Here is a 22,717-nt window from a genome sequence, read left to right as displayed (position 1 = left end):
CCAGATTTACACCGTCGAGCTAATCGGATGTCGGCAAAGGTCAAACCATGATCGGGGTTTCTTTGGGCCGAAAATACCTCGGGGGAGGCGCACCGCGCCGGGGGCAGAGCCCCCCCATCACAACACGTCATCCAGCGCCTCGATCAGTTTGTCGATCTCGTCTTGCGACGTGTAGTGCACAAAGCTCAGCCGCAGCACACCGCGTTCGAGATCAACACCCATCGCTTCCAACGCACGGCGGGCATAAAAGTCTCCGCCGCCGCACATGACCCCGCGCGCCGCCAGTTCCGTCGCCACCTCGCCCGCCGGACGGTTGAGCGCCAGCGCCACCGTCGGCGCGCGCGACGCGGCATCGGACGGACCAAGAAGGCGAACCGAATTGCGCGACTTCACCGCGTCCAGCAGCGGTTGCAGCAGCGCGATCTCATGGGTGCGCATCAGGTCATGCACCCCCTCCGAGGCAACTCCATGATGCGCGCCCAACGCCTCGACATAATCCACCATCCCCGCACAGGCCGCGACCTGCGCGTGATCCGGCCCGGCAGGTGTGAACCGCTTGTAGAGGCTGCCTGCGTTGAAGAAATGCCCCTGATTTGGCAACATCTCTCCCAGCGCGCGGCGGATCACCATGATCCCCTGATGCGGACCATAGGTCTTATAGCTTGAAAACAGATAGATATCCGGCCCCAGCTGCCCGACATCGGCAAAACCGTGCGGTGCGTAGCTTACGCCGTCAACGCAAACAAACGCCCCTGCCGCATGGCACAACGCGGTGATGTCGAGAACCGGGTTGATCTCTCCCACCACGTTGGAGCAATGGGGAAAACAGACCAGCCGGACCTTTTCGTCCAGCAAGGCTTCGAGGTCCGCCACATCAAGATGTCCGGTATCGGGGTCAATCTGCCACTCGCGCAGCTCGATCCCCTCATCCGCCAGGCGCCGCCAGGGGCCGGTATTGGCCTCGTGGTCCTGGTTCGTCACGATGATGGCGTCGCCGGGTGACAGGAACCGGCGAAACGCCTGTGCCAGCACATAGGTGTTCTGCGTGGTCGAGGGGCCAAAGCTGACTTCGTCCGTGTCGACGCCCAAAAGCCCCGCCAGACGCCGCCGGGCCTCGTCCATCTCCTCTCCCCCCAGTCGCGAGGCGTCGTACGGCCCGTAGGGCTGAACCTTACGCTGCCTGTAAAACCGCGTCAGCCGGTCGATGACCGGGGCACAGGCATAAGAGCCGCCGGCATTCTCAAAAAACGCCTGTCCCTGAAGGGACTCTTCGGTAAACGCCGGAAACTGGGCGCGCACGAAATCGGTATCTAGCATGTCAAAACTCCTTTGCCCGCAAGTGACCCCGCGCGTGCCGACAAATCAAGTCGATCGCACAAGAAAACCCCGCCCCGGCGCGCAGGCCGGGACGGGGTGATACCGGTCTTGCGACTCAGCGCTCAGCGCGCGCGCCGCTCTGCGACAAGGCCTTTCCAGATCGCCCAACACATGACGAGCAACACCACCGTGAACGGCAGCCCGGTCGAGATCACCATGGATTGCAGCGAACTCAAGCCCCCCGCCGAAAGCAACAGGACAATCGCCACGGCGCCTTCGAAGATGCACCAGAACACCCGCTGCGGCACCGGTGCGTCCACTTTGCCACCGGCTGTGATCGTGTCGATCACCAAGGACCCCGAGTCAGAGGAGGTCACGAAGAACACGATCACCAGAATGATGCCGATAAAGCTGGTGATGTTGGCCAGCGGCAACTGGTCGAGCATCTTGAACAGCTTCAGCTCCAGCGGCGCGTCCTGTGCCGCGGTGTAGCCATCCTGCACAACCTGTTGCACCGCGACGCCGCCAAAGACCGACATCCACAAGATGCACACCAGCGACGGGATCAACAGCACGCAGATGACGAACTCGCGCACCGTGCGTCCCCGGCTGACACGGGCGATGAACATGCCCACGAACGGTGACCAGCTGATCCACCACGCCCAGTAGAACGAGGTCCAGCCCTGGCTGAAGTTCACGTCTTCGCGGCCGATCGGATTGGCAAGCGCCGGCAGATATTGGAAATACGCCACCAGATAGTCGACAAACCCCGTCAGGATCGCAACCGTCGGACCGACCAGAAGCACGAAAAACAGCAGCAGCGCCGCAAGCCCCATGTTGATCTCCGACAGGATTTTCACCCCGCCGTCCAGACCGCGCACCACCGACAGCAAGGCAACGGCGGTGATCACCGTGATCAGGATCACTTCGGTGGTCGAACCGATCGGCACTCCGAAGAGTTCATTCAGACCGGCATTGGCCTGCGTGGCACCAAAGCCAAGCGATGTCGCCAAGCCGAACAGCGTGGCCAGCACCGCCAGGATGTCGATGATGTGCCCCGGCCAGCCCCAGATACGATCGCCCAGAATGGGATAGAACGCCGACCGGATCGTCAGCGGCAAGCCCTTGTTATAGGAAAACAGCGCCAGCGCCAAAGCCACCACCGCGTAGATCGCCCACGGGTGCAAGCCCCAGTGAAAGATCGTCGCCGCAAAGCCCAGCCGCATCGCTTCTTCGGTATTTCCGGCCGCGCCGTTCAGCGGCGCCCAGTCGGTGCGCACGCCACCTTCGGAGACAGGACCGCCAAGCGAGGTCGAGAAATGGCTCATCGGCTCGGACACGCCGTAAAACATCAGCCCGATGCCCATGCCCGCCGCGAACAGCATCGCAAACCACCCGACATAGGAATAATCCGGCGTGGCTTCCGCGCCGCCCAGCCGCACGGATCCCACTGGAAGAACGATCAGCAGCAGGCAGAACAGCACGAAGACGTTGGCCGATGCGATGAAGAACCAGTCGAAGGTTTTGGTGACGACATCAAAGCTCCAGGCGAACATCGCCCCCGCCTGTTCGGGCAGCACGAGCGTGTAGAACACGAAGGCGACAATGCCGATGCCCGAGATCAGAAAGACCGGGTTGTGGATATCAAGGCCGAACGGGCCGATATGTGTCTCGATGTTATCCTGCCCGATTTCATAGTCGGTATCGATAACCTGCGACACCCCTTCGGGTTCGGGTATTCCCTGGTTGGTATTTGTATCGGCCATCAAAGGCCTCCCTTGTTGTAAACAGGCAGGTTCTTGTTGCAGCGCGCCTGCCGTCCTGTTTCATTCGCAGTCCCGAAGCTCACCTGATGACCATGACCGACACGTCGGCCTTCTTGGCGATCGTGCCGCCGTTAGATGGCCAGATATAATCGGCAACGTTCGGAATATGGCTCGCCATGACCACAAGATCGGCGTTGTTGTCCTCGATCGCCTTGAGCAATGTGGGGTCGAGATCGACGCTGGGGTCGTGGCTGACCAAGGTGACCGCTTCCGCCGACACGCCGTATTTTTCGGCCTGCTCGGCTGCAAAGGCGTCCATCTTGGCGCCGAACTCCTTGGGCGTATGGGCGACAGCGCCCGGTGTCGACGCGGTGACCCCGACATACAGGATCATGGCATCATAGCGTTTGGCCAGATCCGCCGCACACTCCAGCGCCCGATCCAGCTTGTTTTTATGTGCCAGATCGACCGGCACCATAATGCGTTTGAACACAGCGTCCCTCCTGTTTTGGCCACGGGCCATCCGCCGTGACGCGCCTTGGCGGATCAACCCGGATACGGTGTGCATGACCGGATCCATCCCTCGCCGCCGGTCTCCTTGGCGTGACGGATTTGCCCGCAGAGACGTTCAAGCGTAACAGCAAGCCTTGCATCGTTGCAAACCGATGAGACCGCCAAGGGTGCATTTGCGACATTTCAAATACATCGAAAACCCGCAGATCAGTGCGCGACACGCCGCCACCCCCCGATCCGCCTGTCGCTTCGACAGGCCGACGGGTGGGCGAACAGGGTCACCCGTTGACGTCGATGACGACACGTCCCTTGACCTGCCCGTTGAGGATGTCTGCCCCCAAAGCAGGCAAATCCGACAAGGTCGCCATCTGCACCATCGCGTCGAGCTTGTCCATCGGCAGATCCTTGGCGATCCGGGTCCAGGCGCGCACGCGGTTGTCAAAGGGCTGGAGCACGCTGTCGATCCCGAGCAGGTTCACCCCGCGCAGCAGGAACGGGATCACCGAGGCGGGCAATGACGCCCCACCGGCAAGCCCGACGGCCGCCACCGACGCACCATATTCCATCTGCCCCAGAACCCGCGCCAGCATCGCGCCCCCAACCGCATCGACACAACCGCCCCAGGTCTCGCCCTCCAACGGGCGCTTGACGGTCTCGTTGATATCCTCGCGCGCCACGATCTGCGTCGCTCCCAGCGATCTCAGGTAGTCCGCCTGCTCGGGCCGTCCGGTCACCGCCGCCACCTCGTGGCCAAGCTCTGCCAGGATCGCCGTCGCCACCGACCCGACTCCACCCGCTGCGCCTGTCACCAGAACCGGCCCGGACTTGATGCCATGATCCTCGATCGCCATCACCGCCAGCATCGCGGTGAAACCGGCCGTTCCCACCGCCATCGCGCGCCGCGTATCCAGTCCGTCAGGCAGCGGCACCAGCCAGTCCGCCTTGACCCGCGCCTTTTGCGCATAGCCGCCCCAATGCGCCTCGCCGACGCGCCAGCCTGTCAGCACAACCTTGTCACCGGGCGCATAGCGATCATCCGAGGACGCCTCGACCGTACCGGCAAAATCGATTCCCGGCACATGCGGATACTTGCGCACCAGCCCGCCGCCGGGGCCGATGCAAAGCCCGTCCTTGTAGTTCAGCGTCGAATACTCGACCGCCACGGTCACGTCACCGGCGGGCAAATCGTCCAGCGCCAGTTGCTTGACCGACGCACTCGTCTTGCCGCTGTCCTCATCCTTCTCGACCATCAACGCATTGAACATGTCTTGCTCCATTCTATCTGACCAAACCGTCCCGGCTTCTCCGGTTCTGAAATACCTCGGGGAGCGCGAGGGGCTGGCCCCTCGCTCCGCCATTTGCCCTATTTGGGTCCGTGCCAGTCGATCTGGCAAATCTCCGCACTGCGCCCGTCGAAATCCCAGACCCGGCCATGCGCCCGCAACTTGCCCTTGGTGGCCGTCGCCACGGTGATGTCCGGCCCCATCCAGTATTGGGTGTTGGAAATCACGATGTCGCTGTCCGCATCCTTGCCGCCGACCGGATGCACGACCCCCTGGATCTTGCGCCCGACAGTGATGTGGCGCGTCTTGCCTTCCGTCTCGTAGGTAACCGGCTGACGCTCGGCCCCGAGGAATTCGCTCACCAACACCTGAAACAGCCCTGTCGTGCCGCGTGCGGCACCGCTGAAGATACTCACCAGCGCGTCATAGGCGTCGTCACTGGCGCGATCGTCGACGAACAGCGCCACCTTCCAGTTGCCACGACTCATCATGCCGGGAATTTCGATCATCAATCCGATATTCAGCCCCGACAGATCGATATCGCCGGAATGTCCGGAATCGATCCGCACGCCGCCCCAAGTCTGGCAGTGGCCTTCGGTCGGCGGGTGCTTGCCAAGGCTTACCACGCAGGGGCAAAACACCGTGCAATTGCAGTTGAGGATCAACTCTCCCTTGATCGCCCAAGGCGCGATCTCCGGCTTGTCCCGCGCCTGCGGCTTTTCCTTCACGGATCCAAGCTCCGCCATATCAACTCTCCCTGTCATGTCCAAAGCGCCACACCAAGGCCCGCCACGATCAGGGCGATCCCCAGCGGTCGGGTGATCCACACCCCGGCGCGCAGTTTCTCCAATGTCATCACCAGTGTCGCCAGCCCCATGAAGGCCAGCGACATCACACCTCCTACAAAGCCAAGCAGCATCAGCGCCCAGCAGCATCCCAGGCAGACCGCACCAAGCCGCACCCCGTTGCGCCATGCGCCGTCGTTCCAGTGGGCCATGAAAAAGGTCACCGGCATCCGGCATTTCGCAAGACAGGCTTCTCTCAAGGCGCTGAACTGATAGGCACCGGCGAGCACCAGCAATCCGCCTGACAACAGGCCCGACCGGCTGTCCCCGAAGGCGCTGACCCAGCCCGCTGCGAACAAGGCCATCTGCAACCCTGCGGCCACTGCCGCAAAGCCCAGCCAGACAGCAAGATAGCCGCCCACCAGCCCTGGGAGATTGGTTTCGGTCGAGTGTCCAAGGTCGTCATAAGTGGCAAAGGCGGGCAAGGCGGTCGGGGCCATCATCGCGCCCGACATCAACGCCCACATCACCCACAGGCGTGCAAATCCGGCAGCGTCGGGTGTGGTGGTGCAAAACGCCTCCCAGAACGCGCCACCGAAGACCCGCGCGACCTCGCGCAGATCGGGCGGCACCGCCATCAGCGCCAGCAGCACCCAGCAGGCCAGCACCAGACCGTAGAGCGCCAGCCAGTGCGGCGCGCCCATACGTCTGATCCGATCTGCCAACATGCACAGTCTCCCCCGCGATACGACTCGGCTCTTGCCAAGAAGTGTCAGACAATTAAATGTCAGACAAATGAAAAATGCGAAACCCGTTCCCAGCCTGTCGGCCCAAATCGCCGAAGCCATCCACTCCGATATCGTCGATGGACGGCTTCTGGTCGGTGACCGTCTGCCCTCCGAGGCAGAGCTGGCCGAACAGCACGGCGTGTCCCGTGCCACGGTGCGTGAGGCGCTCAAGCGGCTCGCCGCGCAATCGCTGATCCGCACCGAGCGCGGCGCATTCGGCGGCGCGTTTGTCCACCATCTGTCATATGACGAGGCCCGCGCCCAGCAGGTGACCACCTCGACATTGCTGCTTGGCATGAACGCGGTCAGCTTTCAGGTCGCCTGCGAAGCCCGCTATGCGCTCGAGCGCAGTTGCACCGCGCTTGCTGCGGCGCGCCGGAGCGCGGCGCAGTTGCAGGACATGCGCGCCCAGATCGCGCTGCAAGCCGATCCGGCGTTGTCGGACGAGGCGTTCTGCGCATCAGACGTGGCGTTCCATCGAACCCTCGTCGACTGCGCGGGCAATCCGGTGCTCAGCTACCATCTTGCCGGCAGTGTCGAGGCGATGCAGCCCTTGATGAACATGATTACCTTCACCACCCGGTCACGCGCCGAAATCATCGGGTTGCACACGCATATGGTCGAAGGGCTGGAACACAGGCGCGCAGAATTGGTGGACAGCGCGTTGCAAGCGCTGGAACGCTATACCGTCGAGTTGGGGGCAACCGTGTTGCACGCCCGCGCCCAATAATAGCGCGCGCCGACCTATCCCAACAAGGCAAGCCCCGGAAACGTCTCAAGCAGCCAGAAGGCGAACGACGTGAACGCTCCGGTGACAAGCGCCAGACCGACCACGACCAGCAACGCGCCCATCGCAAGCTCGATCTTGCGCATGTGCTTCTTGATCCGGTTCATCAGCCCCATCGCCCGCGTCATGAACATCGCCGCCAGCAGGAAGGGAATTCCAAGACCCGCGGCATAGACCGCCAGCAGGACCGTTCCGCGCGTCACCGACGCCTCGGACGCGGCCATCGACAGGATCGCCCCCAGTTGCGGGCCGATGCACGGCGTCCAGCCAAAGGCAAAGGCCAGCCCAAGAACATAGGCTCCGAAGGCCGAGCCGCCCTGGGTTCCGGTGTCCATCCGCGCTTCCTGATCGAGGAACGGAATGCGGAACACACCAAGGAAATGCAGACCGAAGACAATCACCACAAGGCCCGATATCTGCGCCAGAATCGTCTGATATTGCAGGAAAAACGCGCCGAAGATCGAGGCGGTGAAGCCCAACAGGATAAAGATCGTCGACAGCCCCAGCACGAAGAACAGCGCCGCCATCACGGCGCGGCGACGTCCTGCGCCGCCATGCTCCATGTCGGCGATGCTGACGCCCGACATATAGGCCAGATAGGGCGGCACGATGGGCAACACGCAGGGGCTCAAAAACGACAGCGCGCCCGCCAGCAGAGCCACGCTCATCGCAGGGAACAGGGCGGCGTCTATGATCTGGAATTCCAACATGTCCCCGACATATGCCACCCCGCCACAGGTGTCACGCGACCGACAGTCACATCCTTGTGGACAGCGCCCCCGCTGCCGCCTAGATCCGGGTCATGGACACCGACCTCGATGCCACCGGGCTGCTTTGCCCCCTGCCCGTTCTCAAGGCCCGCAAGCGGCTGATAGCTCTGCCATCGGGCACCGAACTGCGCGTGCGCACCGATGATCCCGCTGCCATTATCGACATGCCGCATTTCTGCGCCGAGGCCGGGCATACGCTGGTTCAAAGCACCGAGGACGGCGATGCGATGATCTGGCTCATTCGCAAGGCCTGAACGAAAAACGCCCCCGTGCAGGACACGAGGGCGTTTCGTTTCACTTGTCCGTCGGCTCAGAGGCCCAAGGACCACCAACCGCGACGCTTTTTCTTCGGCTCGTCATCATCCGACGCATCCGAACTGCCTTGCGCGGCGGGTGCACTGGCCGGTTGCGGCTCTGACTTGGCCGGCTGTTGTGTCGCTTGAGGCTCGGCGCGTTCAACTTCGGCCACCGGCACGGCGTCGCCGATCACCTCGGCCACCGGAGCGGCATCACTCGATACGGTCTCGGGTTCGGCCTTGGGCTTGGGTTTCGCACGCGTGCTCTTGGCGGGCTTCTTGTCGTCCGCCGCACCTTCATTGGCACCATCTACAGGCTCGGGCTTCTTGCGCGACCGTGTCGACGGTTTCTTCTTGGGAGCGTCCTTGGCCGCGTCGCCGGACGTGGCGTCCATCGCTTCGGCTTCGGTCTTCTTCTTTGACGCAGGTGCCTTGCGGGTGCTTGGCTTCTTGGCCGCAGGCGCCTCCGCTATCGTCGCATCATCGCCAGCGGCTTTCTCAGCCAACGCCTCGTCCTGATCCTTCTTGCTCCGGCTGCGCGTCGTCGGCTTTGACTTCGCCTTGGTCGGCGCATCTGCGGACGTTTCGCCCGCCGCTTGAACCGGCGCATCTTCCGACTTGGCAGCGATTGGCTCCTTCGGCGTCTTTGTGTCTGACGACCTGTCGTCATCCGACCCGTTGTCACCGTTGTTGCCGTTATCACCGTTGTCTCCGCCATCCTGACGGTTGCGGTTGTTGCTGTTGCGGTTGCGACCCCGTCCTCCACGGCGCGAACGGCGGCGCGGTTTCTTGGATTTCTGATCGTTGTCGTCAGAGGATTCGTCAGACGCGTCGGTCTGATCGTCGTCATCGTCCTCTTCCTCGGCCGCGTCTTCGTCGATCTGATCCATGAGCGAAGTGTCCACCGAAACCACATGCGACACTGGCTCAGGCACCGCGCGGGTTGCTGTCTTGAATTTCTCCAACGAGAAATCCGGGCTGACGAGATGCACGTCGCCCTCGATGCGCACCGACAATCCGTAGCGCGCCTCGATCTGCGCCACGTGTTCCCGCTTCTGGTTCATCAGGAAATTGGCAATCGACACCGGACAGGTGACCAGCACTTCACGCGAGCGGCGGCGCACGCCCTCTTCCTCGATCTGGCGCAGAACCTGCAACGCCATGTTGTCATCCGACCGGATCAATCCTGTTCCGTGACAGCTTGGGCATGGCTGCGTCGTCGCCTCGATCATGCCGGGGCGCAGGCGTTGGCGGCTCATCTCCATCAGGCCAAAGCCCGAGATGCGGCCCACCTGGATGCGCGCGCGGTCATCCTTGAGCTTGTCCTTGATGCGCTTCTCGACGGCGGCGTTGTTCTTGCGCTCGTCCATGTCGATGAAGTCGATCACGATGAGGCCCGCAAGGTCACGCAGACGCAACTGGCGCGCCACTTCCTCGGCAGCCTCAAGGTTGGTCTTGAGCGCGGTTTCCTCGATCGAGCCTTCCTTGGTGGCGCGGCCCGAGTTCACGTCGATGGCCACCAGTGCCTCGGTCACGCCGATCACGATGTAGCCGCCGGATTTCAGTTGAACCGTCGGGTTGAACATCCCCGAGAGATAGGATTCCACCTGATGACGCGCGAAAAGCGGCATCGGATCGACATAGTGTTTCACGTTCTTGGAGTGGGACGGCATGATCATCTTCATGAAGTCCTTGGCGATGCGGTAGCCGCGTTCGCCCTCTACCAGAACCTCGTCGATATCGCGGTTATACAGATCGCGGATCGAGCGTTTGATCAGGTCGCCTTCCTCGTAAATCTTCGCCGGTGCGATGGATTTCAGCGTCAGTTCGCGAATCTGCTCCCACAGGCGCTGGAGGTATTCGTAATCGCGCTTGATCTCGGTCTTGGTGCGCTTGGCCCCGGCAGTGCGGATGATCAGCCCCGCACCTTGCGGCACATCAATCGAGGTTGCGATTTCCTTGAGCTTCTTGCGGTCGGGCGCGTTGGTAATCTTGCGGCTGATCCCGCCGCCGCGTGCGGTGTTGGGCATCAGAACGCAGTAACGTCCCGCCAGCGACAGGTACGTCGTCAGTGCGGCACCCTTGTTGCCGCGCTCTTCCTTGACGACCTGCACCAGAAGGATCTGGCGCACCTTGATGACTTCCTGGATCTTGTAGCGCTTGGGACGGGTCTTGCGGCGCGGGCGGATATCGTCGTGCGTGTCGTCATCGGCGACCGACTCGATGCTCTCGTCCTTGTCGGCGGGCTGGGGCTCGTCATCGTCATCATCGTCGTCGTCGGACCCGTTTTGATCCGCGCCGTTCGACCCGTTGCCCTCCGGCTCTTCGACCGGCGTGTCGGCGACGGTTTCCATCGGTGACAGACCCTCGTCGTCGTCGCCGTCGTCGCTCAGGTCGATGGTTTCCATACCCGAGATGTCGTCCGAGACATCCTTCGTGGCGACCGCGTCGTCGCTGTCGGCCTTGGCGGCTTTGGATTTACTCCGGCTCCGCCCGCGGCGGGACTTGGGTTTTTCGTCTTCATCGTCGCGCTTGGCCTGAGATTCGGCGTAAAGCCGCTCTTCTTCCATGAGCGCTTCGCGATCCGCGACCGGGATCTGGTAATAATCGGGGTGGATTTCCGAGAACGCCAGAAACCCGTGACGATTGCCGCCGTAATCAATGAACGCCGCCTGAAGCGACGGTTCGACCCGCGTTACCTTTGCGAGATAGATATTGCCGGCAAGCTGGCGTTTGTTTTCGGACTCAAAATCAAATTCCTCGACCTTGTTTCCGTCGACCACCACGACGCGGGTTTCTTCCGCGTGGGTGGCATCGATAAGCATTTTCTTAGGCATAAATTCCGTATGCACAGCCGCAACCGCCCTGAATTTGTCAGAAACGGGCGGGGTCGGGTGTGTCTTGTTAAGGCGAAAAATGGCGCAGCGGCTGGCCGGGGTGAAATGCCCCGTTGCTCTAGCCTCGTATCCTGCGCGCGTTTCATCGCGTTTGTTCTCCGACGCAAACCGATGACCGGCTGCGTCCGTTGCGAACCTGACGTTGCGAAAACCCCAGGCTTGTATAGAAGGCCTTGCGGCCAAATCAGCCTGTTCTGAACTCAGGACATTTTGCCGATGTTCAGAACAGCGAAACTCTTGATCCCGAGAACCGCACAGCGGGTCGGGATCCTTCTAACATAAGGGCAGAGTGGTGTTCAGCACAATGGCAAAGTCATCTTTTACGCATCTCTTGCATACCATATGAGAGGCCGAGAGCCGCTGAAGAAAGATTATGAGCCAATGAGCAAGAGCCTCAACCGCGTGCGCGCAGCATTGGAAGATGCCGATTTACCGGTCGATATCCGCGAAGTCGATGTGGCGCGCACGGCTCAGGACGCTGCCGCCAGCGTGGGCTGCCATATCGACCAGATCGTCAAATCCATCATTTTCCAAGTGGCCGATCGCGAAGAAGTGGTCCTGTTTCTCACCGCGGGGGGCAATCAGGTCGAGGCGCGCAAGGCATCTGCCTGCGCAGGCGCGCCGCTTGGCAAGGCAGACGCCGGGTTGATCCGCCAGCAAACCGGCTTTGCGATCGGCGGCGTGGCCCCGATCGGTCATCTGAACCCGATCCGCGCATGGATGGACCCAAAGTTGCTGGAATTCGACTCGCTGTGGGCCGCTGCGGGCACGCCGCGTCATCTTTTCGCCGTTGATCCGGCCATCTTGATGAAAATTTCTCATGCGCAAGTCTATGAATTTACATCATAAATTCGATAAATGTAAAAAACGTTCACATTCACTCTTGCAATGAATGCCGATAGTTCCGATTTCTTTAATGTGAAAGACATTCACATCACGCAAACAACGGAGTTTCACATGAGCACATTCGCCTCTCCCGCATCCTACCCTGCCCGCATGGGTTGGTTCAGCCGCGCCGAGGCGTGGCTCGACAACAAGGGCAAGGGCGCCTGGATCGCCGTCATGGTCCTCGGCTTCGTCTTTTTCTGGCCGGTCGGCCTCGCCGTCCTCGCCTATATGATCTGGAGCAAACGCATGTTCAACACATCCTGCAGTCGCAGCCGCCGCATGTCCCCCAAATTCACCACCATGCGGTCATCCGGCAACGTCGCGTTCGACGCCTACAAGAACGAGACACTGCGTCGGCTTGAGGAAGAACAGGAAAACTTCGAAGCTTTCCTCGAACGTCTGCGCGAAGCCAAGGACAAGGCCGAGTTCGACGAGTTCATGGACGAGCGCGCAAAAGCCGCGCAAGATGCCCGCGAACCCGAAGACGCCTGATCCAATCTCGTAAAGCGGTCCCGTGGCGGGGCCGCTTCCTGACACCACAGCAACACACAGGCCCCCGCATGTACGCGTCCCAAAGTTATTCTCTTCTTCCCGATCCGGTTGCCCAGCCCGAATTTTACGACAGCGTCGTGCTGAAACGCGGGCTGGCCTGGGTCATCGACACAGTGCTGATCGTTGTCCTTCTGGTGCCGGTCATCGTGATGACCGCTTTCATCGGATTGTTCTTCCTGTCCTTCCTGTTCTTCGTGACCGGCTTCATCTACCGGGTCGCGACGATCTCGGGCGGATCGGCGACATGGGGCATGCGCGCAATGGCCATCGAGTTGCGTGACGCGCATGGCAACCGTCTCGACACCGGCCAGGCCTTCCTGCACACGCTCGGCTATACCGTGTCGATGTCGGTTTTCCCGCTGCAACTGATCTCGATCGCGATGATGTTCCTGACGGAACGCGGCCAGGGATTGACCGACATGATCCTTGGCACCGTGATGATCAATCGCCGCGCGTGATCGCCGTGTCAGGTTCTCTCAGGCGGTAATGCGTCAACACGAACACCCGGATCGCCGAGGCCAAGCCGACATCGATGTCCCGCTCCTCGTCGATCCGCGCCGCAAGCGCGTTGATCGGCGTTCCGCGTTCGGCGGCGATGTCGCGAAATGCCTGCCAGAACGCATCCTCAAGCGAGACGCTGGTGCGGTGTCCCCGCAGGGTCAGCGACCGCTTGACCGGTCGGCCACTCATGTCCGCTTCTTGCCGTCCAGATCGCGCGTCGCCTTGGCTGCCTGCGCGGCGGCCTCGGCCTTCTGTGCCTTGCTGCGCCCGAAGCTCACTGCATTGCGATCCGCCTGCACGCGCTTTTCATCGCGCGCCCTGGCTTTTCGCACCTGGTTGAGATTGGTCACCTTGCTCATGTCACCAGCCTACAGCACCGCGCGCCGATTTCCAGTGTCCGTCGCACGGCCAAGGTGAATTTGAGTATTTTCGAAGAGAAGAAGAGCGAAACATGCGCCCGCCCTTCTTCTCTTTCCAAATACTCACACAACACCGTTAATCCTTCGGACCGATCATGTCTTCGGGCCGCACCACCTTGTCAAAGGTCTCCGCATCGACAAAGCCCAGCGCAACCGCCTCTTCTTTCAGCGTCGTTCCGTTCTTGTGCGCCATCTTGGCCACCTTGGTCGCGTTGTCATAGCCGATGGTCGGCGCCAGAGCCGTCACCAGCATCAGGGACTCCTTCATCAGCTTGTCGATCCGCGGCTCGTTCGCCTCGATCCCCGAAAGCATCCGCTCGGTAAAGCTGTCGGTCGCATCGCCAAGAAGCTGGATGGATTGTAACAGGTTATAGCTCATCATCGGGTTGTAGACATTGAGCTCGAAATGACCCTGGGAACCGGCGAACTTGATTGCGGCGTCATTGCCCATGACATGAGCCGCGACCTGCGTCAGCGCCTCGGCCTGCGTGGGGTTCACCTTGCCCGGCATGATCGAGCTTCCCGGTTCGTTTTCCGGAAGGATCAATTCACCCAGCCCCGAACGCGGCCCCGAGCCGAGAAAGCGGATGTCGTTGGCGATCTTGTAGCAGGAGCCTGCCACGGTCGCCAAGGCTCCGGACAGGAACACCATCGCGTCATGCGCGGCCAGGGCTTCGAACTTGTTGGGAGCGGTGACGAAGGGCAGTCCGGTGATCTCGGCCATGTTCGCCGCCACGGTCTCGCCCCAGCCCTTCTTGGTGTTCAACCCGGTGCCGACCGCCGTTCCGCCCTGCGCCAATTCGTAAATGCCCGGCATGGCCGCTTCGACGCGCGCGATTCCCTGACGGATCTGATGCGCATACCCGGAAAACTCCTGACCCAGCGTCAGCGGAGTGGCGTCTTGTGTGTGGGTGCGGCCGATCTTGATGATGTCCTTGAACGTGTCCGCCTTGCGCTCCAGCGCGGCCGCCAGCTTTTCCAGCCCCGGCATCAGCACGTCGCGCACGCTCATCGCGGTGGCGATATGCATCGCGGTCGGGAACGTATCGTTCGAAGACTGCCCCATGTTGCAATGGTCGTTCGGATGCACCGGGTCTTTGCTGCCGATCTCGCCGCCAAGGATCTCGATGGCGCGGTTGGCGATCACCTCGTTGGAATTCATGTTGGATTGCGTCCCCGACCCGGTCTGCCAGACGACGAGCGGGAAATTGTCGTCAAACTTGCCGTCAATCACCTCGCCTGCCGCCTGAATGATGGCGTCCGCCAGCTTGGCATCCAGCGCGCCCGACGCCTTGTTGGCTTGCGCGCAGGCTTTCTTGATCACGCCCAGCGCGCGCACGATGGCAATCGGCTGCTTTTCCCAACCGATGGGAAAATTCATGATCGAACGCTGCGTCTGCGCGCCCCAGTACTTGTCGGACGGCACCTCGAGCGGGCCGAAACTGTCGGATTCTGTGCGGGTTTGTGCCATGAGCGACTCCTCGGTATGCGGTTGCATGCCGTTTAGCGGCAACTTCCGCGCGGAGCAATTGTCAAACTGGCGCAGGGTGGATGGCGGAGTTACTTGCGGAACGTGTCGAGGCTGACGACTTCCGCGTCCTTGCGCTTGGGGTTCGGCGTATCCGGCTCGACGTGCGCGCCCTTCTCGGGTGTGCTTTCCACCGGGCGCGGTGCCGGCACCGGAGCCTCGTCGTCATCCTTGGCTTCCGTGCTCTCGAAGCGGAGACCGAATTCAACCGACGGATCGACAAAGGTCAGGATCGCGTCGAACGGGATATACAGACGCTCCGGCGCGTCGCCGAAGTTCAGCGTGACCGCAAAGCCGTCCTTGGTCACCTCCAGATTGTCATACCAATGCTGCATCACGACGGTCATTTCGCCGGGATAGCGATCCGACAGCCAATCCGCGATTTCCACATCCGGATTGCCGGTATCGAAGGTGATGAAGAAATGGTGGTCGCCCGGCAGGCCGTTCTCGAGCACGTCCTCAAGCAAGGTGCGGATCAAACCGCGCATCGCCTGATGCATCAGATTGCCGTAGTTGATGCCAGTCGTCATTCAAGGCCCCCCGTTTCTGTCACGATCATATTCGATAAAACTGAAAACAAAAGGGCAACGGTGCCGCAAATTCGGCGAAATCCCGGAAAAACCTCATCCGAAAAGTGCGCTGATCTCGCGCAGGATCTTGCGGCGGATTGCACGCGCATAGTCGCGATGGCCCTGCGCCGTCTCCACGAAACCGCCCGACGTGATGAGCGTTCGGGTATAGTAATTTGTGATCGCCCGCCCGAGGCTTTCAATCGCCAGCCCGTTGACGATCACGCCCCGCAGTTCTGCGGCGTTGCGCATCTTGGCAACTTCACCTCCCGCATTGGGCGTGCCGTCGCCGGACACATCAATCACCTGACGGGTGCAATTGGGGCTGCTCTCCAAAAGCGTCAACGCCGCGCCCAGCGCTTCGGCGGGGGCGGTGTTTGACATCACAAAGGCACGCGGCACCTGTTGCACCGCGTTTGCGAAAAGCTGCACATGCGACGTGCTGAGCATCTGAGTCCAGCCAAGGCTGACATCCTGCGCATCGGCGCCCGACCATTGCAAGACACTCAGCGCAACCTGATCGCGCACCAGGATTTCGGCGATTTCCGGATCGCGCAGCGCCGCCGCAAGCCCGTCGATCTGCAACCGGAATTCTCCGGGATCGACCGAGTTCGACACATCCATCGCCAGCACAAGCGCCGTGCGGCAGGCATGGGCGGGTTGCGCCAGACACAGGGCGACGAGAAAGGCACGCGACAGCATACCCGCATTGACGCAAGCTGCGCCGGTGGCGTCAAGGCGTTCTGTGCGCTTGCCGAGCGATTGACGATCAAAGACGACGCGCAGCGCAACCGCACCCGAACGGCTGCGTGCCTATTTGAAAGGTTGAAACCCTGTGACCTGCGGGGGTAGCTGATGGCATGACGCCAAAAATCCTGACAACCTTGCGCACGTATGATCGCGGACAATTCACCAGCGACTTGATCGCTGGGGTCACGGTCGCGATGGTCGCGCTGCCGCTCAGTCTGGCCATTGCCATCGCATCCGGGGCCGGGCCTGACAAAGGCCTGGTGACGGCCATCGTCGCGGGCTTCCTGATTTCGTTTCTGGGCGGCAGCCGGGTGCAGATCGGCGGCCCGACGGGCGCGTTCATCGTGGTGGTGTTCGGCGTCATTGCGGAATACGGGTACGACGGGCTTGTCCTTGCGACCTTCATGGCAGGGCTGATCATGCTGGCCGCAGGTGTTCTGCGGGCAGGCAATCTCGTCGCATTCGTCCCCGAACCTGTGATCACCGGCTTTACGATCGGCATCGGGATCATCATCGCGGCAAGCCAGATCAAGGATCTGTTCGGCTTGTCGGCCTCCGACGTTCCGGCGGAGTTCATTCCCAAAATGCAAGTGCTCTGGTCGGCGCGCGACAGCGTCAATCTTTACGCTCTGGGCATCGGGTTGGCGACGATGGTGTGTATCGTCGCGCTGCGTCGCCTGGCTCCGAAAATGCCGGGCTTGATCCTGGCCGTCGGACTGACATCTGCGCTGGTCGCCTGGGTCGCGTTGCCGGTCGATACGATCTTCTCGCAGTTCGGCGCGCTGCCAAGCACCCTGCCCCGTCCGGCGCTTCCCGAGATTTCGCTCGAGCGCGCCATCGAGCTGCTGCCCTCTGCGCTTGTCATTGCGTTTCTGGCGAGCATCGAATCGCTCCTGTCGGCCATCGTGGCGGACAAGATGATCGGCGGCGATCACAGGCCGAACGCCGAAGTCCTGGCGCAGGGCTTTGCCAATATCGGCTCGGCCCTGTTCGGCGGCCTGCCCGCCACCGGAGCCATCGCGCGCACCGCAACCAACGTGCGCGCCGGCGGGAAAACCCCGGTCGCCGGCATTGTTCATGCGCTGACCATCTTGCTGGTGATGCTGCTCGCCGCGCCCTTGGCGGGCTATCTTGCCATGCCGGCACTTGCCGGATTGCTGCTTCTGACGGCCTGGAACATGACCGAGCCGCACAAATGGCGCGGCTACATGCAGACCCGCGTATCGGACCGCGTTCTTCTTGTCCTGACGCTGGTGCTAACGGTGTTTGCCGATCTGACGGTGGCGATCGGCGTTGGCGTGACCGTCGGCCTTGCCCTGCGACTGCGCCGCCATAATGTCGAGATGGAGAAAGACTGGACACCGCCCGAGCGGTGATCGCATCTGCCGGAATGGAGGAAAGTGCAGGCTTCTGTTGCCAGGTGCCTGCGAACCCCGCCTTACGCTGCTAGGCGCAAGGGCTTAAGTTTCGGTGTTACCCACTGCTTACGCAGCGAGCGCTACCGGAGCACGATTGTCATTTGCAATTGTACTTTTCGGGCCGATACGGTGGCACCCCGCCGAAACAAAGCTAACCCCTTTAGACGTTCGTCGATCCTATTTCGTCCCCATGACCGCCAAATGAACGGGTTGTTGGTGGAGACGCCGGGTACCGCCCCCGGGTCCGATCCGCTTATTGCGAGCGCGTTTATGTTCATAGTCCCCTTGCGGGAACAGTCTGAATATCGGCCCTTGGCGCGTGAAATTCAAGGGGTTTCGGAATGAAATTCATCCCTCTTTTTTCATGTCCTTGGGCGCGCCCGACGACATGTCGGTTCCGGTATAGGTCAGCCCGGCGTCTTTCCATGCTCCAAAGCCGCCTTTCATGTGCGCGATCCTGTCCATCCCATGCGCCAGGCACATTCCAGCCACCTTGGACGACCGCACGCCGGACCCGCAGTGAAAGACGATCCGCTTGTCCGATTGCCCCGGCATATGCCCCGGCTGGAACGCCTGCATCGGTGCCAGAAGCGCGCCGCCGATGCGCTCAAAGCTGAATTCCTGCGGCGTGCGCACGTCGATCAGGATGATCTCGTCATTGTCGAACGCTTTTGACACCTCTTCAGGCGTCCAGTGCTCCAATACGCCATTCTCGGTCTTTTCGCTCTCCATCATGCGCTCCTTTCAAAATCGGTTCATTGGAATTTTCAGATAGCTGTGCCCGTCGGATTCCGCCTCGGGAAATTGCCCCGCGCGCAGGTTCATCTGCAAGACGTGCAGCATCCGGTCGGGCAGCGCCAGCGTCTTGTCGCGCGCCTCGCGCTTTTCGACATAGGCCTCCTTGGACACACCGCCGCCGATATGCGCGTTGTCGCGCCTCTGCTCGGCCACGGTCGATTCCCATTCAGGAGCTTCGCGGTCACCGGTGCCGTAGTCATGCCCGATGAACAACCGGGTCTTGTCCGGCAGTGACAGGATCTCTTGCAGGGAATCATAAAGCTCTGCCGCGGTGCCGCCGGGAAAATCGGCGCGCGAGGTGCCAACATCGGGCTGCATGAACGTATCATGCACGAAGGCCGCATCGTTTCCGACAACATAGGTGATCGATCCCAGCGTATGTCCGGGCGACAGCAACACCCGCACCTGCAGAGACCCGATCTGGAACGTGTCGCCATCGGCAAACAGATGGTCAAAGTCGCGCTCCGGCGCAAACGCATCCGGCATGTGGTAATAATCCCGCCAAAGCTCTGCGATCTCGGCCACTTTTTCGCCAATCGCATTGGGCTTGCCCAATGTCCGTTTCAGAAAGTCGGACGCCATCAGGTGATCGGCATGGGGGTGGGTGTCGAGCACCCATTCGATCTCCCAACCTTTGTCCCTGGCGTGATCCACGATCGCCTCTGCGCTGGTGCTGTCGGTGGACGCGCTCTGGGGATCAAACGTCATCACAACGTCGATCACCGCTGCCTTGCGCGTGGCGGGGTCGCCGACAAGATACTGGATGCTGCCAGTATCCTCGTCATAGAACCCCGTCACGTCGGCTGATCCGGAACCGTTGGACGGGTTGTGTTTTGTCAGTGTCATAAAACCCTCCTTTCGACAGAAACATTCCAAACTTCGAATGGTTCCTCAAGGAGCTTTTGCACCCATTACGCCAGCGGCAGGTTCGCCAGGATCAACCAGGCCGCCAGCACGACCTCGAACGCCAGATAAAGCGCCGCCTTGCGAAACGGCGGCTTGTCGAGGATCAGCGAAATCGTCCGCCCGGCGCTCGCACCGAGATAGGCAAACCCGAGCATCGCATAGGCCAGCGGCGCGCCGAGAATGAGGCATGCGCCCGCAAGCCCGATGAACAGCCCCCCCGCCGAGGCGCGCAATTCCGACAATCCCATGTTCGACCCGTCGGTCGTCAGATCGAGCACCCCAGCGGTATAACGCGGGGCCAGAAATCCGAATCCGCCCAATGCGATGGTCAAGAGCGCGGAGATGATGTTGAACAAGTCGAGCATGGCGGTTCCTTTTGTTGCTGCGGATGGTCTTCAACTCCCACCTAGCGCGCCGCCCCGAAAAGCCACCAAACAATTGGCGCATTTGTGTGGCACTGCTAGTGTTCCCGCAAAATATCAAAGCAGCCCGCGCCCATGTCCGCCTCGTCCACCTCCGTACGCCGCCGCAAGGTGTTCTACATCCCCGGCTACGATCCGTTTCCGCCCCGCCGTTACCGCGAGCTTTACCGGACCGAAGGCGCCGCGCAGGCCGGGATTTCGGACTATGGCCTGCATGTCGAGGCAGGCGGACAGGACGGACGTTTCGGCTGGCACGCTTCGGGCCTGATCGACGACACGCGGGTAACAGCGGATTTCGAGGTGCTGCTCTGGTCCGACATCGTGCGGGACAGCATGTCAAACAGCATCCCCGCCACCTACTGGCAGCTCTTGCGCACCAGCTGGACGTATATCGCATCAGGCACCTTGCGCCGTTTGGCTGTCCTGCCCAAAGGCCCGTTGATCGCAGCGCTCTTCCCGATCGGCGTTCTGCTGTTGCAATTCATCGTCGCCCTGCTGGCGGCGCATCTGGTCGGCTGGGCGCTCTCCAGCGTGCTGCGCGCGCTGGCGCTCTGGGCCATTGGCGACGGCGCGGTGGCCCGCTGGGGCGCGGCGCTGGTTTACTGGGGGCCGTTCTTTGTCATCGCGGTCTTGGTCCTGCGCTGGTTCAAGGCCAACGACAACCGCATCTTCGCCTATTACCTGATGCATGATTTCGCCTTTTCCGCCGCCCATAACGGCGCGACGCCGCCCGAATTGCAAACCCGCATGGACAGCTTTCGCGACATCATCGCCGCTGCGCTGCAAGACGATTACGACGAGGTGCTGGTGGTCGGCCATTCCTCGGGCGCGCATCTCGCGGTGTCGATCCTTGCCGATCTGCTGCGCGCCATGCCGGATCTGCCCGCACGCCCGGCCCTGTCGTTTCTCAGCCTCGGTCAGGTGATCCCGATGGTGTCGTTCCTGCCCGACGCTCACAAGCTGCGCGCCGATCTGCAATTCCTGTCCGAGCGTGACGAGATCGTCTGGATCGACGTCACCGCCCCCGGCGACGGCTGCTCCTTTGCGCTCTGCGATCCGGTCGGCGTGTCGGGTGTCGCCACCCGCGACAAGCAATGGCCGCTGGTCTTTTCGGCGCAATTCTCGCGCACCCTGTCGCCAGAGCGCTGGCAAGAGCTGCGGCGCAAGTTCTTCCGATTGCATTTTCAGTATCTCTGCGCGTTCGACCAGCCGCATGATTATGACTATTTCCAGATCACCGCCGGTCCACTGACGCTTGGCCAGCGCTATGCAGGTCGGCCACCCTCCAAAAGCCGGATCGACGTTGCGGTGTCGAAATACACCTCAGTGACGCCGTGATCCCGCCCAAGCCCGAAGCGCGCCCCGATCAGGTATCGCTCTGGCGCTATATGCGCCTGTTCCGAAAGGATATCCTGTCAGCCCAGCCCGCCCGGCTTTACGCTGCGTGGATGGCAGAGTTCCGCACACCGTTCTTTCGCTCCTACCTTGTCAACGATCCCGATCTGATACGCACCATCCTGCGTGAGAGGCCTCGCGACTTTCCCAAATCGAACCGCATCAGCGAAGGGTTGCGCCCGCTGCTCGGTCAGTCGGTGTTCCTGACCAACGGCGCGACATGGGAACGCCAGCGCCGCATCATCGACCCCGCGTTCGAGCGCGGACGGCTCACGCACGCCCTGCCCGCGATGTGGGACGCCGGACAGGCGATGGTGGCCCGCGTCAAAGCGCAAACCGCGAACGGCACCCCGATCGAGGTCGAAGAAATTGCCAGCCACGCCGCCGCTGACGTGATCTTCCGCACGCTGTTTTCGATCCCGATCGAGGATGCGACAGCGGCGCAGGTATTCACCGAGTTCCGCGCCTACCAGCGCAGCCAGCCGATCCTGAACCTGGCCGCGCTTCTGCCCCTGCCGCGCTGGATGCCGCGCTTTCACCGCAAAGACACCAAACGCGCCGCCGCCCGCATCCGTTCGCTGATCACCGATCTGACCAGACAGCGGATGCAAGCGATCCAGAACGGCACCGCGCCCGATGACCTCGCCACCCGCATCATGACGACGCCCGATCCCGAAACCGGAGATACGTTCACGCTGGAGGACATGGTCGATCAGGTGGCGATCTTCTTTCTGGCCGGTCACGAAACCAGCGCCAGCGCGCTTGCATGGGCGCTTTACCTCTGCGCTGCCAATCCGGAGTGGCAAGACGCCATCGCAACCGAAGCCGCCGCTTTGCACGACCCAAGCCACGTCAAACGCCTGACCACCAGCCGCGATGTGTTCCGCGAAACTCTGCGCCTCTATCCGCCCGTGCCGATGATGGTGCGCGAGGCAACGCAATCCGAGACGTTCCGCAAACGCACCATTCCGAAAAGCGCGCAGATGGTGCTCAGCCCGTGGCACCTGCACCGCCACACGCGTCTCTGGAGCAACCCCGACGCCTTTGATCCCGCACGCTGGCAGACCGAGGACGCCCGTCAATCCGCCCGCGACGCCTATCTCCCGTTCAGCGCCGGTCGCCGCGTTTGCCCCGGCGCGGGTTTCGCGATGGCCGAGGGGCCGCTCTTGCTGTCGATGCTGTTGCGCGATGTGGCACTGGCGCCGGTCGAGGGCAAAACACCCGCGCCGGTCGCCCATCTAACGGTGCGCGCGCGTGACGGCATCTGGCTGCGGGCGCACCTCAGAGACCACGCGGCCACAGATCATGCGAATTGCGCATCCGGTTAGCGCTAACCATCTGACCTGCCTCTATCTTTTTTCGGCCACCT

General features: G+C 61.8%; 24 protein-coding genes and 1 other RNA gene. 8 read left to right on the top strand and 17 right to left on the bottom strand.

All coding sequences use genetic code 11. The features are described from left to right. Positions 1-117: 117 nt before the first annotated feature. The 6 genes from ACGKZZ_RS15065 to ACGKZZ_RS15040 all read right to left on the bottom strand — a co-directional run bounded on the left by ACGKZZ_RS15065 (position 118) and on the right by ACGKZZ_RS15040 (position 6,392). Complete coding sequence (locus tag ACGKZZ_RS15065; RefSeq protein WP_411224411.1) at positions 118-1,317, bottom strand: aminotransferase class V-fold PLP-dependent enzyme; 1,200 nt, start codon at positions 1,315-1,317, stop codon at positions 118-120. A 122-nt stretch (positions 1,318-1,439) separates the two neighbouring features. Further along, positions 1,440-3,083, bottom strand: coding sequence for a BCCT family transporter (locus ACGKZZ_RS15060; protein WP_411224410.1), 1,644 nt, complete (start codon positions 3,081-3,083; stop codon positions 1,440-1,442). Positions 3,084-3,162: 79 nt separating this feature from the next. Next, positions 3,163-3,576, bottom strand: coding sequence for a universal stress protein (locus ACGKZZ_RS15055; RefSeq protein ID WP_411224409.1), 414 nt, complete (start codon positions 3,574-3,576; stop codon positions 3,163-3,165). 298 nt (positions 3,577-3,874) lie between these two features. Further along, positions 3,875-4,861, bottom strand: a complete 987-nt coding sequence (gene acuI, locus ACGKZZ_RS15050) for an acryloyl-CoA reductase (RefSeq protein ID WP_411224408.1) — start codon at positions 4,859-4,861, stop codon at positions 3,875-3,877. A 98-nt stretch (positions 4,862-4,959) separates the two neighbouring features. Next, entirely contained in the window at positions 4,960-5,625 is a 666-nt protein-coding gene (locus tag ACGKZZ_RS15045) for a DUF1326 domain-containing protein (protein WP_411224407.1), read from the bottom strand. Positions 5,626-5,639: 14 nt separating this feature from the next. Continuing rightward, entirely contained in the window at positions 5,640-6,392 is a 753-nt protein-coding gene (locus ACGKZZ_RS15040) for a DUF2182 domain-containing protein (protein ID WP_411224406.1), read from the bottom strand. A 67-nt stretch (positions 6,393-6,459) separates the two neighbouring features. On the opposite strand from ACGKZZ_RS15040, the gene ACGKZZ_RS15035 reads away from it, so the two are divergent. After that, complete coding sequence (locus ACGKZZ_RS15035; protein ID WP_411224405.1) at positions 6,460-7,182, top strand: FadR/GntR family transcriptional regulator; 723 nt, start codon at positions 6,460-6,462, stop codon at positions 7,180-7,182. Positions 7,183-7,196: 14 nt separating this feature from the next. Here the strand turns inward: ACGKZZ_RS15035 and ACGKZZ_RS15030 are convergent, their stop codons facing one another. Further along, positions 7,197-7,949: a cytochrome c biogenesis CcdA family protein gene (locus ACGKZZ_RS15030; RefSeq protein WP_411224404.1), complete on the bottom strand. Its 753-nt coding sequence runs from the start codon at positions 7,947-7,949 to the stop codon at positions 7,197-7,199. Between the two features lie 92 nt (positions 7,950-8,041). Between ACGKZZ_RS15030 and ACGKZZ_RS15025 the strand changes: the two genes are divergently transcribed. Continuing rightward, positions 8,042-8,263: a sulfurtransferase TusA family protein gene (locus ACGKZZ_RS15025; protein WP_411224403.1), complete on the top strand. Its 222-nt coding sequence runs from the start codon at positions 8,042-8,044 to the stop codon at positions 8,261-8,263. A 56-nt stretch (positions 8,264-8,319) separates the two neighbouring features. Here ACGKZZ_RS15025 and ACGKZZ_RS15020 read toward each other — a convergent pair whose 3' ends face one another. Beyond that, on the bottom strand, positions 8,320-11,142 hold the full coding sequence (locus tag ACGKZZ_RS15020; RefSeq protein WP_411224402.1) for an Rne/Rng family ribonuclease: 2,823 nt from the start codon (positions 11,140-11,142) through the stop codon (positions 8,320-8,322). Between the two features lie 441 nt (positions 11,143-11,583). Here ACGKZZ_RS15020 and ACGKZZ_RS15015 point away from each other — a divergent pair, with 441 nt between their 5' ends. The 3 genes from ACGKZZ_RS15015 (at position 11,584) to ACGKZZ_RS15005 (ending at position 13,100) form a co-directional block, all read left to right on the top strand. Further along, positions 11,584-12,051: a YbaK/EbsC family protein gene (locus tag ACGKZZ_RS15015; protein WP_411224401.1), complete on the top strand. Its 468-nt coding sequence runs from the start codon at positions 11,584-11,586 to the stop codon at positions 12,049-12,051. A 108-nt stretch (positions 12,052-12,159) separates the two neighbouring features. Then, the gene (locus tag ACGKZZ_RS15010) at positions 12,160-12,582 is read left to right on the top strand and encodes a DUF2852 domain-containing protein (RefSeq protein WP_411224400.1); all 423 of its coding nucleotides are present in this window, start codon (positions 12,160-12,162) and stop codon (positions 12,580-12,582) included. Between the two features lie 68 nt (positions 12,583-12,650). After that, positions 12,651-13,100, top strand: coding sequence for an RDD family protein (locus tag ACGKZZ_RS15005; RefSeq protein ID WP_411224399.1), 450 nt, complete (start codon positions 12,651-12,653; stop codon positions 13,098-13,100). Here ACGKZZ_RS15005 and ACGKZZ_RS15000 read toward each other — a convergent pair. The 5 genes from ACGKZZ_RS15000 to ACGKZZ_RS14980 all read right to left on the bottom strand — a co-directional run bounded on the left by ACGKZZ_RS15000 (position 13,084) and on the right by ACGKZZ_RS14980 (position 16,361). Continuing rightward, positions 13,084-13,332: a ribbon-helix-helix domain-containing protein gene (locus ACGKZZ_RS15000; RefSeq protein ID WP_411224398.1), complete on the bottom strand. Its 249-nt coding sequence runs from the start codon at positions 13,330-13,332 to the stop codon at positions 13,084-13,086. The genes ACGKZZ_RS15005 and ACGKZZ_RS15000 overlap by 17 nt on opposite strands. Further along, complete coding sequence (locus tag ACGKZZ_RS14995) at positions 13,329-13,502, bottom strand: DUF4169 family protein (protein ID WP_411224397.1); 174 nt, start codon at positions 13,500-13,502, stop codon at positions 13,329-13,331. Before ACGKZZ_RS14995 ends, ACGKZZ_RS15000 begins: the two co-directional genes overlap by 4 nt. 136 nt (positions 13,503-13,638) lie before the next feature. Continuing rightward, positions 13,639-15,033: a class II fumarate hydratase gene (fumC, locus tag ACGKZZ_RS14990; RefSeq protein ID WP_411224396.1), complete on the bottom strand. Its 1,395-nt coding sequence runs from the start codon at positions 15,031-15,033 to the stop codon at positions 13,639-13,641. An 89-nt stretch (positions 15,034-15,122) separates the two neighbouring features. Then, the gene (locus ACGKZZ_RS14985; protein ID WP_411224395.1) at positions 15,123-15,620 is read right to left on the bottom strand and encodes an SspB family protein; all 498 of its coding nucleotides are present in this window, start codon (positions 15,618-15,620) and stop codon (positions 15,123-15,125) included. Between the two features lie 93 nt (positions 15,621-15,713). Further along, positions 15,714-16,361, bottom strand: coding sequence for a DUF1194 domain-containing protein (locus tag ACGKZZ_RS14980; protein WP_411224394.1), 648 nt, complete (start codon positions 16,359-16,361; stop codon positions 15,714-15,716). Positions 16,362-16,519: 158 nt separating this feature from the next. Between ACGKZZ_RS14980 and ACGKZZ_RS14975 the strand changes: the two genes are divergently transcribed. Next, entirely contained in the window at positions 16,520-17,785 is a 1,266-nt protein-coding gene (locus tag ACGKZZ_RS14975; RefSeq protein ID WP_411224393.1) for a SulP family inorganic anion transporter, read from the top strand. 23 nt (positions 17,786-17,808) lie between these two features. Here the strand turns inward: ACGKZZ_RS14975 and ssrA are convergent. From ssrA to ACGKZZ_RS14955, 4 genes are all read right to left on the bottom strand, one after another. Further along, positions 17,809-18,161: a transfer-messenger RNA gene (gene ssrA, locus ACGKZZ_RS14970) on the bottom strand. A gap of 14 nt (positions 18,162-18,175) precedes the next feature. Continuing rightward, on the bottom strand, positions 18,176-18,562 hold the full coding sequence (locus ACGKZZ_RS14965) for a rhodanese-like domain-containing protein (protein ID WP_411224392.1): 387 nt from the start codon (positions 18,560-18,562) through the stop codon (positions 18,176-18,178). 9 nt (positions 18,563-18,571) lie between these two features. Next, entirely contained in the window at positions 18,572-19,471 is a 900-nt protein-coding gene (locus ACGKZZ_RS14960; protein ID WP_411224391.1) for an MBL fold metallo-hydrolase, read from the bottom strand. 65 nt (positions 19,472-19,536) lie between these two features. Beyond that, the gene (locus ACGKZZ_RS14955) at positions 19,537-19,896 is read right to left on the bottom strand and encodes a DUF4345 family protein (protein WP_411224390.1); all 360 of its coding nucleotides are present in this window, start codon (positions 19,894-19,896) and stop codon (positions 19,537-19,539) included. 132 nt (positions 19,897-20,028) lie between these two features. Between ACGKZZ_RS14955 and ACGKZZ_RS14950 the strand changes: the two genes are divergently transcribed. Next, positions 20,029-21,291, top strand: coding sequence for a hypothetical protein (locus tag ACGKZZ_RS14950; RefSeq protein WP_411224389.1), 1,263 nt, complete (start codon positions 20,029-20,031; stop codon positions 21,289-21,291). Beyond that, a complete protein-coding gene (locus ACGKZZ_RS14945; protein ID WP_411224388.1) occupies positions 21,288-22,676 on the top strand; it encodes a cytochrome P450 in 1,389 nt (462 codons plus the stop codon). The genes ACGKZZ_RS14950 and ACGKZZ_RS14945 overlap by 4 nt, the downstream gene beginning before the upstream one ends. The last annotated feature ends 41 nt before the right edge of the window (positions 22,677-22,717 follow it).

This window comes from Marivita sp. S2033 (assembly GCF_046592965.1).
GTDB lineage: Bacteria > Pseudomonadota > Alphaproteobacteria > Rhodobacterales > Rhodobacteraceae > Marivita.
Note: the sequence above shows the minus strand (reverse complement) of the source record. Positions and strands in the feature narration are given on the sequence as shown.